Source organism: Streptomyces sp. WAC05292, assembly GCF_003949955.1.
Classification (GTDB): Bacteria; Actinomycetota; Actinomycetes; order Streptomycetales; family Streptomycetaceae; genus Streptomyces; species Streptomyces globosus.
Genome location: NZ_RPSE01000257.1, coordinates 1 through 8,977 on the forward strand (window position 1 = coordinate 1; position 8,977 = coordinate 8,977).

The following is an 8,977-nucleotide window of genomic DNA, read 5'->3' on the forward strand; positions in this document are numbered from 1 at the left end:
GCTCAACGATGCTCCTCATGCTCGCGCCTGGTACAGCGGCGGCGCGGGCAAGAGCGGCCGAGCGGAGCAGGTTGCGTCGGCTGACCCTCGGGGAATCCCACGGCCCGGCGCGGGCGGCGACGATGGGGGGGCGTCGCGCCGGCGTCCCGGTGCTCCCCCGTCTACACCCCTCCGCGCCCCCGCCACGGGGACGCGGAGGGGTCAGCGGAAGGTGGGGACGGGGGCGGACGCCGTCGGGCCCGGCAGGGCCGGCCGCTCCGCGGGCGCCTGGCCGAGCCGGGGCGTCTTCAGGACGGCGCCCGGTTCGGCGCCGTCGCGGGGGGCCGTGGTGCCGTCGCCGGACTCGCGGGGGCCGTCGAGCAGCGTCTCGCAGTACTGCGGGATCCGCGCGATGCCCTGGGCCAGCCGGGAGAGCCGGTCGCGGCGGTCGGGGTTCATCTGGCCCGAGCGGTACGCCTGGCACAGGTCGACCGCCTTGCGGCGGGTCTCCCGCTCCCGTTCGAGCAGGGTCGCTCCGCCCAGGGTCTCCTTGCCGGTGCCGCGGGTGCTGCCGCCGCCGGCCGCGGTGTCCGGGAACGTGCCGGTGCCGCCGGCGCCGAGGCCCGGCTCGCCGCTGCCGCCGCGGCCCTGGCCGGTGCCCGTCTCCCCGCCGGGGGTGGCCGGCGTGCCCGAGGGCGGCGCGAAGCCGTCGCCGCGGAACGGCGAGGGCATGAGCTGCGGCGGGGACGAGGGGCGTACGGTCTCGCCCGTGTGCGCCGGATCCTCGTCGGCGCTGAGCGACACGGCCGGGGCGGGGCCCGCGGTGTCGTGGGTGATCCGGTCGAGCAGTCCGGCGCCCGCGGCCGCGGCCAGTCCGCCGACGGCGACGCCGGCCAGCGCCGCGGCCAGCGCGAACCGCGCCGGGCGGCTGCCGCGCCGGCCTCCGGCGGAGGCACGCGCCTGCGCCGGGACGACCGCGGAGGGCGTCCTGCCGAGTTCCACGAGGGGGACGGCCGCACCGGACGGCTCCGCCGCGCCGGCCGCGCCCGCCGTGCCGCGCGCGGCGCGGAAGGCGGCCACCGCGGCGGCCTCGCCGGGAAGCTCGGATCCTGGGGGCGCCGGCGGCGGCACCAGCATGTCGAGGGCGGCCCGCAGGCGCGCCTCGGCCTCCGGGTCGCGCGGATCCGCGTCGGCAGAGGCAGGTGCGCCGCGCAGCACTCGTTCCGAGGCGGCCCGGTCCAGCCACCTGTTGCGCTCGTCGGCCATCACATGTCCTTCTGCGTCCGCCAACGTGAATGCGTCACACCGGTTTGTTCCACGAGGCCGCCGCCCCGGCCGCCGCGCTGTGCGGGAACCGCGTCGAGGTCCCGGTCGCCCGCGGCCTCCCGGCCCTGGCCACCGGCATTATGGCCGACGGGCGCGGCCGCCCCGGAGTCGGCCTCGGCCTCCGGCCAGGGGCCGCTCTCCGAGCCGAGCAGCTCGGCCAGCTTCTTCAGCCCGCGGTGGGCGGCGGTACGCACCGCCCCCGGGCGCTTGCCCAGGGTCTCGGCGGCGCTCTTGGCATCCAGGCCGACCACGACACGCAACACCACGGCCTCGGCCTGGTCCTGCGGAAGCCGCGCGATCAGCTCCATGGTGCGGCCGGTGGACAGCGCCTCCATCGCCAGGGCCGCGGTGTCGCTGTCGGAGGCCCGGCCCGTCAGCTCGGTCTCGTCCCCGCCGACGGCGGGCCGCCGTCCGCGCATGCGGATGTGGTCCAGCGCCCGGTTGCGGGCCACCCGGGCCGCCCAGCCGCGGAAGCGGTCGGCGTCACCGGTGAAGGTCCCGAGGTCGCGGGCGATCTGCAGCCACGCCTCGGAGGCCACGTCCTCCGCGTCGGAGTCCCCGACGAGGGTGCGGACGTACCCCAGCAGGCGCGGGTGCACCGCGCGGTACACAGCACGGAACGCGTCCTCGTCGCCGTCCTGTGCCGCGAGCACGGCGGCGGTCAGCTCCGCGTCGTCCCCCAGCAAAGTCCCCAACCCGTTCACTGTCCTGTACGTGTGGCGCAAATCAGCACGTTACGGCTTTCAAGTACCTTCGTCCACGAGTTGTACGGCCTGCAATCAAGCGTGCGCGAAGCGGGGTGTGACACAAAACGCACGCGCGGCGCTGAGGGGGGTACGGGCTTGTCGCACGAGCCCGTACGGACGGCGACCGGGGCCTCTCCTGTGGGGGGTGGCGGCCTCGGTCGTCTTCCACCCCCTCCGGCGCGCTTTCGCGCCCCTCTCCCCGCCGTCCGGCACCCCGGTGTGCGTGCAGCCAAACATCCCGCTCATCCTTTCGGCTCACTTCCGGGTGAAAACCCCGAATCGGTACAGCGGACCGCGTCCGGCGTCGCCTAGCGTTGCCGCACACCCGCACCGCGCCCCGAGGAGCCCCCCGCTGTCGAGCCACCTTCCGGCGCAGGCCCGCGGCAGCTCCGCCCCGTTCGACGACCGCGGCCTGGCCCGGTTCAACACCCTGCCCGCCGAGCTCGCCGAAGCCGTGCTGCTCCAGTGCTGCGGCAGCCCGCGCTGGGCGCAGCAGGTCGCCGCGCACCGACCGTACCCGGATGCGGGCGCTCTGCGCGCCGCCGCCGACGAGGCGTCGTACGACCTGTCCGATTCCGATCTGGTCGGGGCGCTGGCCGGCGAGCCGCCGGTGGAGCTGGCCGAGGGCGCGCCGTACGCGGCCCACCTCGCGCTGGGCGCCGCCCGGGCGGAGTACGAGCGCACGTTCGGGCATTCCTTCGTGATCTGCCTCGACGGTCATCCGCCGGAGGAGCGGGCCGGGCAGCTCATGGCGGCGATCCGCCGCCGGATGGGCCTGGAGGTGGAGGAGGAGCGGGCCATCTCCGCGGAGGAGCTGCGCCGGCTCGCCCTGGCCCGGCTCGCCGACCTGATGGACCGGCTGGCTTCCCGGGAGGGGGTATCCGGCGCCGAAACGGGGCGATTCGCCCGCGCGGGATAGGCCGTCCGTGCCTGTTTGATCACACCGGCGGACCCCGCGCGAAGGAACCGACAAAGCGTCGCTACGATGTCCGGGGCCGGTGGACCGTACCCGGCCGGGCCCGACCGACAACGAAGCCGGCTGGCCCCCGCCCCGCTTCCGGAGGGTTTTCCGTGCCGGCTGGAACGCTGTACCGCGGCCGGGAAGGAATGTGGTCCTGGGTGGCTCACCGAGTCACCGGCGTCCTCATCTTCTTCTTCCTGTTCGTACACGTCCTCGACACCGCTCTCGTCCGCGTCTCCCCCGAGGCGTACGACGATGTCGTGGCGACTTACAAGACCCCGATCGTCGCGCTGCTGGAGTACGGCCTCGTCGCCGCCATCCTGTTCCACGCGCTCAACGGTCTCCGTGTCATCGCCGTGGACTTCTGGTCCAAGGGACCCCGCCACCAGAAGGCGATGCTCTGGTGGGTCGTGAGCATCTGGTTCGTGCTGATGGTCGGGGCCCTGTACCCCGTACTCGGCCATGCAGCCGCTGAACTGTTCGGGAAGTGACGCGCATGTCCTCTGACACTTCTTCCGCCAAGGCCATCGGCGACGTGGAGGGCGTGAGCCTCTACGACGTCGACAACCCGGCTCCGTACATCGAGGCCCCGCGCAAGCGCACCGGGAAGACGCCGCGCTCGACGCGCGGCAACTTCGAGATGGCCGCGTGGCTCTTCATGCGCCTCTCGGGCATCGTCCTCGTCGTCCTGGTGATCGGCCACCTCCTGATCCAGCTGGTGCTGGACGGCGGCGTCTCCAAGATCGGCTTCGCCTTCGTGGCGGGCCGCTGGGCGTCCCCGTTCTGGCAGGTCTGGGACCTGCTGATGCTGTGGCTGGCCATGCTGCACGGCGCCAACGGCCTGCGTACCGTGATCAACGACTACGCGGAGCGCGCGAACACGCGCCTGTGGCTGAAGGGCCTGCTGTACACCGCCACGGTGTTCACCATCCTCCTGGGCACGCTGGTGATCTTCACCTTCGACCCGAACATCCGCTAGGCAACGGGGCTGAGGCGACAACATCCCATGAAGATCCACAAGTACGACACCGTCATCGTCGGCGCCGGCGGCGCGGGCATGCGCGCCGCCATCGAGGCGACGAAGCGCAGCCGCACCGCGGTCCTGACGAAGCTCTACCCCACCCGCTCCCACACGGGCGCCGCGCAGGGCGGCATGGCCGCCGCGCTGGCGAACGTGGAGGAGGACAACTGGGAGTGGCACACCTTCGACACCGTCAAGGGCGGTGACTACCTGGTCGACCAGGACGCCGCCGAGATCCTGGCGAAGGAGGCCATCGACGCCGTCCTCGACCTGGAGAAGATGGGCCTGCCGTTCAACCGCACCCCGAACGGCACCATCGACCAGCGCCGCTTCGGCGGCCACTCCCGCAACCACGGCGAGGCGCCGGTCCGCCGGTCCTGCTACGCCGCGGACCGCACGGGCCACATGATCCTCCAGACGCTGTACCAGAACTGCGTCAAGGAGGGCGTGGAGTTCTTCAACGAGTTCTACGTCCTGGACCAGCTGATCACCGAGGTCGACGGCGTCAAGAAGTCCGCCGGCGTCGTCGCGTACGAGCTGGCCACCGGCGAGATCCACATCTTCCAGGCGAAGGCCGTCATCTACGCCTCCGGCGGCAACGGCAAGTTCTTCAAGGTGACCTCCAACGCGCACACCCTCACCGGTGACGGCCAGGCAGCCTGCTACCGGCGCGGCCTGCCGCTGGAGGACATGGAGTTCTTCCAGTTCCACCCGACGGGCATCTGGCGCATGGGCATCCTGCTGACGGAGGGCGCCCGCGGCGAGGGCGGCATCCTCCGCAACAAGGACGGCGAGCGCTTCATGGAGAAGTACGCGCCGGTCATGAAGGACCTCGCGTCCCGTGACGTCGTCTCCCGCTCCATCTACACGGAGATCCGCGAGGGCCGCGGCTGCGGTCCCGAGGGCGACCACGTGTACCTGGACCTGACGCACCTGCCGCCGGAGCAGCTGGACGCCAAGCTGCCGGACATCACCGAGTTCGCGCGCACGTACCTCGGCATCGAGCCCTACACGGACCCGATCCCGATCCAGCCGACCGCGCACTACGCCATGGGCGGCATCCCGACCAACGTCGAGGGCGAGGTGCTGGCGGACAACACCACCGTCGTCCCCGGCCTGTACGCGGCCGGCGAGGTCGCGTGCGTGTCGGTGCACGGCGCGAACCGCCTGGGCACCAACTCGCTGCTGGACATCAACGTCTTCGGCAAGCGGTCCGGCATCGCCGCGGCGAAGTACGCCGCCGAGAACGACTACGTCGAGCTGCCGGAGAACCCGGCCGAGCTGGTGGTCGACCTCGTCGAGCGGCTGCGGAACTCCACGGGCACGGAGCGGGTCGCGGACCTGCGCAACGAGCTCCAGGAGACGATGGACGCCAACGTGTCGGTGTTCCGCACGGAGCAGACCATCAAGACGGCGGTCGAGAAGATCGCGGAGCTGCGCGAGCGCTACAAGAACGTCTCGATCCAGGACAAGGGCAAGCGGTTCAACACGGACCTGCTGGAGGCCATCGAGCTGGGCAACCTGCTCGACCTGGCCGAGGTCATGGCCGTCTCGGCCCTGGCCCGCAAGGAGTCCCGCGGCGGCCACTACCGCGAGGACTACCCGAACCGCGACGACGTCAACTTCATGCGCCACACCATGGCGTACCGCGAGGTGGCGGCCGACGGAAAGGACTCCGTCCGGCTCGACTACAAGCCCGTCGTCACCACCCGCTACCAGCCGATGGAGCGTAAGTACTGATGGCCACCCCGACCCTCGTGAAGAAGGAGGACGCGGCGCCCGCCGCCGACTCCCCGTACATCACGGTCACGTTCCGGATCCGCCGCTTCAACCCCGAGGTCTCCGACCAGGCGGAGTGGCAGGACTTCCAGATCGAGATCGACCCGAAGGAGCGCGTGCTCGACGGTCTCCACAAGATCAAGTGGAACCTGGACGGCACGCTCACCTTCCGCCGCTCCTGCGCGCACGGCATCTGCGGCTCCGACGCGATGCGGATCAACGGCAAGAACAGGCTCGCCTGCAAGACGCTGATCAAGGACATCAACCCGGAGAAGCCCATCACCGTCGAGGCCATCAAGGGCCTCACCGTGATGAAGGACCTCGTGGTCGACATGGAGCCCTTCTTCCAGGCGTACCGGGACGTCATGCCGTTCCTGGTCACCAAGGGCAACGAGCCGACCCGCGAGCGCCTGCAGTCCGCCGAGGACCGCGAGCGCTTCGACGACACGACGAAGTGCATCCTGTGCGCCGCGTGCACGTCGTCCTGCCCGGTGTTCTGGAACGACGGCCAGTACTTCGGCCCGGCGGCGATCGTCAACGCGCACCGCTTCATCTTCGACTCGCGTGACGAGGCCGGCGAGCAGCGGCTGGAGATCCTGAACGACAAGGACGGCGTGTGGCGCTGCCGCACCACGTTCAACTGCACGGACGCCTGCCCGCGCGGCATCGAGGTCACGAAGGCGATCCAGGAGGTCAAGCGCGCCCTGATCACGCGCCGCTTCTGAGCCCTCGGGCCGTACGCACCACCCGCGGGGGCGGGCGCGGGCGGTGCGGGCCTGACGATCGGTGACATCACCATCGCGGGCGACCAGATCATCACCCCCTCGGGCACGATGCCGCTGCGGGGCGCGATGTGGAACGCGACGGACTTCTCCCGCACCGAGACGAAGATGCCGACGCACGCCGTCGTCCTGGCCATCGTGTTCTTCATCTTCTGCCTGCTCGGGCTGCTGTTCCTGCTGATGAAGGAGAAGGTCACCACCGGCTTCATCCAGGTCACGGTCACCAGCGGCGGCCGCCACCACTCGACGATGATCCCGGCGACGGACCAGAACACCTTCCACTGGGTCATGAGCATGGTGAACCAGGCCCGCTCGCTGAGCATCTGACGGCCCGGCGGCCGGTCCGGGGCGGGCCGCGCCTGCCGCCGGCCGGAGCGCCCGAGGGAGACCGCCGCCCTGCCGGCGCCCATGGCGCGGCGGGTGCGTACGCCGAGGGGCGCGGCGGGCGCCGGGAGCCCGCCGCGCACACCCGCGCCAGTTTCCTTGAACCTGTTCAAAAATGGGGCTAGAGTCAGCCATGCCATCGAGTTGAACACGTTCAAGGGGGCGAGGGCATGGACCTCACCGTGGTCGCGTACGTCATCTACCTGCTCGTCAGCATCAGCCTCACCGTCTGGGTCGCCCGCACCCTCAGCCGCAACGGGCGGATCTTCATCGCGGACGTCCTGCACGGCAACGAGAAGCTCGCCGACGCCGTGAACCACCTGCTGGTCGTCGGCTTCTACCTCGTCAACATCGGCTTCGTGACGCTCTACCTGCGCTCGGCCGACACCATCGACACCGCCCGCACCCTCTTCGAGGCCCTCTCGGTCAAGATCGGGGTCGTCCTGCTCGTCCTCGGCGTGATGCACCTCGGCAACGTGTGGGTGCTGAACAAGATGCGGCGCCGCGGCATCATGGAGCGCCGCCAGACCCCGCCCGTCGCCCCCCAGGGCTGGACCAAGCCGGCCGGGGCCTGACCGGTGGCCCCGGAGACACAGGGCCCCCCGCCCGTCCGACAGCTGACCGTCCTGTACGACGCCGACTGCCCGCTGTGCGTGCACATCCGGCACTGGCTCCTCGGGCAGCACCGGCTCGTCCCCCTGCGGCTCGTCCCCGCGGGGTCGGACGAGGCCCGGCGGCTCTTCCCCGCGCTCGACCACGCGGCAACGCTGCGCGAGATCACCGTCGTCGGCGACTCCGGCCAGCTGTGGACCGGCACCGACGCCTTCATCGTCTGCCTGTGGGCGCTGGCCGAGCACCGGCCCAAGGCCGAGTGGCTCGCCACCCCGGCGGGCCGCCCCTTCGCCCGGGGCGCCATGTACACGGCCTCCGCCTGGCGGCAGGCCGTACGGACCGGACCCGGCGCGCCGTCCGCGGCGGGGACCGCCGGGGAGGAGACGGGCGAGGCGCCGGAGGCGGAAGAGGCGCAGGGGACCGCCTGTGGGGACCACTGCCCGCCGTCCCGATAGGCTCGTACACCGTGACTGATCAGAAGGCTCCCAAGAGCGAGCAGACCCGCACGCTCATCCTCGAAACCGCCCTCCGCCTCTTCCAGGAGCGCGGGTTCGACAAGACGACCATGCGGGCCATCGCCAAGGAGGCGGGAGTATCGGTCGGCAACGCCTACTACTACTACGAGTCGAAGGAACACCTCGTCCAGGGGTTCTACGACCGGATCGGCGCCGCCCACCAGGCGGCGGTCCGACCGATCCTGGACCGGGAGACCGACCTGCAGAAGCGGCTCGCGGGCGTGCTGACGAGCTGGCTCGACGTCGCCGAGCCCTACCACGAGTTCGCCTCCCAGTTCTTCAAGAACGCGGCGGACCCGGAGAGCCCGCTCAGCCCCTTCTCCCCCGAGTCGGAGCCCGCCCGCAAGGCCGCGATCGACATGCACCGCGAGGTGCTCGCCGGTGCGAAGACCAAGGTTCCGGACGAGCTGGCCGACGTCCTGCCCGAGCTGATGTGGCTCTCGCAGATGGGGCTCGTCCTGTACTGGGTCTTCGACCGCTCGCCGGGCAGCGCCAAGACCCGGCGGCTCGCCGAGCGCGGCGCGCAGCTCACGACGCGCGGCATAGTCCTGGCCCGGTTCCGGGTGCTGCGCCCGCTCGTACGGGAGCTGCACGAGCTGTTCGCGGACTTCCTGCCCGGCATGGCGCAGACGGCCGTCTCCCGGGGCAAGCGCGCCTCGGACCCCGACCCGGACCCCCAGCCGGACGCCGAGGCGGAGGCCGAGGCGGCCGCCCCGGAGCCCGCGAAGGCCCGCCGGACGCGGCGCTAGTGACCTGAGTCAGAGATTCGTCGGCAGTAGGCAGCGACTTTGTCGAGGATCTCGTCGGCTGTCTTCGTCCAGGCGAAGGGTCTGGGGTGCTCGTTCCAGTCGGCGAGCCAGCCTCGGATGTCG

General features: G+C 71.5%; 10 protein-coding genes and 1 pseudogene. 9 read left to right on the top strand and 2 right to left on the bottom strand.

The window, feature by feature from the left end; genetic code table 11:
* Positions 1-201 precede the first annotated feature (201 nt).
* A complete protein-coding gene (locus EF903_RS22900; protein ID WP_125546061.1) occupies positions 202-1,245 on the bottom strand; it encodes a hypothetical protein in 1,044 nt (347 codons plus the stop codon).
* Positions 1,245-1,991: an RNA polymerase sigma factor gene (locus tag EF903_RS22905; protein WP_125546073.1), complete on the bottom strand. Its 747-nt coding sequence runs from the start codon at positions 1,989-1,991 to the stop codon at positions 1,245-1,247. Before EF903_RS22905 ends, EF903_RS22900 begins: the two co-directional genes overlap by 1 nt.
* Before the next feature lie 325 nt (positions 1,992-2,316).
* On the opposite strand from EF903_RS22905, the gene EF903_RS22910 reads away from it, so the two are divergent.
* The 9 genes and pseudogenes from EF903_RS22910 (at position 2,317) to EF903_RS22950 (ending at position 8,854) form a co-directional block, all read left to right on the top strand.
* Positions 2,317-2,970, top strand: coding sequence for a 2-oxo-4-hydroxy-4-carboxy-5-ureidoimidazoline decarboxylase (locus EF903_RS22910; RefSeq protein WP_399421473.1), 654 nt, complete (start codon positions 2,317-2,319; stop codon positions 2,968-2,970).
* Between the two features lie 152 nt (positions 2,971-3,122).
* Positions 3,123-3,503: a succinate dehydrogenase, cytochrome b556 subunit gene (gene sdhC / locus EF903_RS22915; RefSeq protein WP_125546063.1), complete on the top strand. Its 381-nt coding sequence runs from the start codon at positions 3,123-3,125 to the stop codon at positions 3,501-3,503.
* A gap of 5 nt (positions 3,504-3,508) precedes the next feature.
* The gene (locus EF903_RS22920) at positions 3,509-3,991 is read left to right on the top strand and encodes a succinate dehydrogenase hydrophobic membrane anchor subunit (protein ID WP_030027687.1); all 483 of its coding nucleotides are present in this window, start codon (positions 3,509-3,511) and stop codon (positions 3,989-3,991) included.
* Between the two features lie 27 nt (positions 3,992-4,018).
* Positions 4,019-5,773, top strand: a complete 1,755-nt coding sequence (gene sdhA, locus EF903_RS22925; RefSeq protein ID WP_125546065.1) for a succinate dehydrogenase flavoprotein subunit — start codon at positions 4,019-4,021, stop codon at positions 5,771-5,773.
* Positions 5,773-6,537 (top strand): succinate dehydrogenase iron-sulfur subunit, encoded by a 765-nt coding sequence (locus EF903_RS22930; RefSeq protein WP_125546067.1) that lies wholly within the window; start codon positions 5,773-5,775, stop codon positions 6,535-6,537. Before sdhA ends, EF903_RS22930 begins: the two co-directional genes overlap by 1 nt.
* A 9-nt stretch (positions 6,538-6,546) precedes the next feature.
* Positions 6,547-6,921: pseudogene (locus tag EF903_RS22935) on the top strand (hypothetical protein); the annotation flags it as partial.
* A gap of 227 nt (positions 6,922-7,148) precedes the next feature.
* On the top strand, positions 7,149-7,553 hold the full coding sequence (locus tag EF903_RS22940; protein ID WP_125546069.1) for a hypothetical protein: 405 nt from the start codon (positions 7,149-7,151) through the stop codon (positions 7,551-7,553).
* Positions 7,554-7,556: 3 nt separating this feature from the next.
* Positions 7,557-8,045, top strand: a complete 489-nt coding sequence (locus EF903_RS22945) for a thiol-disulfide oxidoreductase DCC family protein (RefSeq protein ID WP_125546071.1) — start codon at positions 7,557-7,559, stop codon at positions 8,043-8,045.
* A gap of 11 nt (positions 8,046-8,056) precedes the next feature.
* Entirely contained in the window at positions 8,057-8,854 is a 798-nt protein-coding gene (locus EF903_RS22950; RefSeq protein ID WP_185902777.1) for a TetR family transcriptional regulator, read from the top strand.
* The last annotated feature ends 123 nt before the right edge of the window (positions 8,855-8,977 follow it).

What these genes read in the sequence shown, in the direction of transcription:
- EF903_RS22900 (WP_125546061.1), bottom strand. Translation starts at nt 1,245, where the DNA reads ATGGCCGACGAGCGCAACAGGTGGCTGGACCGGGCCGCCTCGGAACGA.
- EF903_RS22920 (WP_030027687.1), top strand. Translation starts at nt 3,509, where the DNA reads ATGTCCTCTGACACTTCTTCCGCCAAGGCCATCGGCGACGTGGAGGGC.
- sdhA (WP_125546065.1), top strand. Translation starts at nt 4,019, where the DNA reads ATGAAGATCCACAAGTACGACACCGTCATCGTCGGCGCCGGCGGCGCG.
- EF903_RS22930 (WP_125546067.1), top strand. Translation starts at nt 5,773, where the DNA reads ATGGCCACCCCGACCCTCGTGAAGAAGGAGGACGCGGCGCCCGCCGCC.
- EF903_RS22940 (WP_125546069.1), top strand. Translation starts at nt 7,149, where the DNA reads ATGGACCTCACCGTGGTCGCGTACGTCATCTACCTGCTCGTCAGCATC.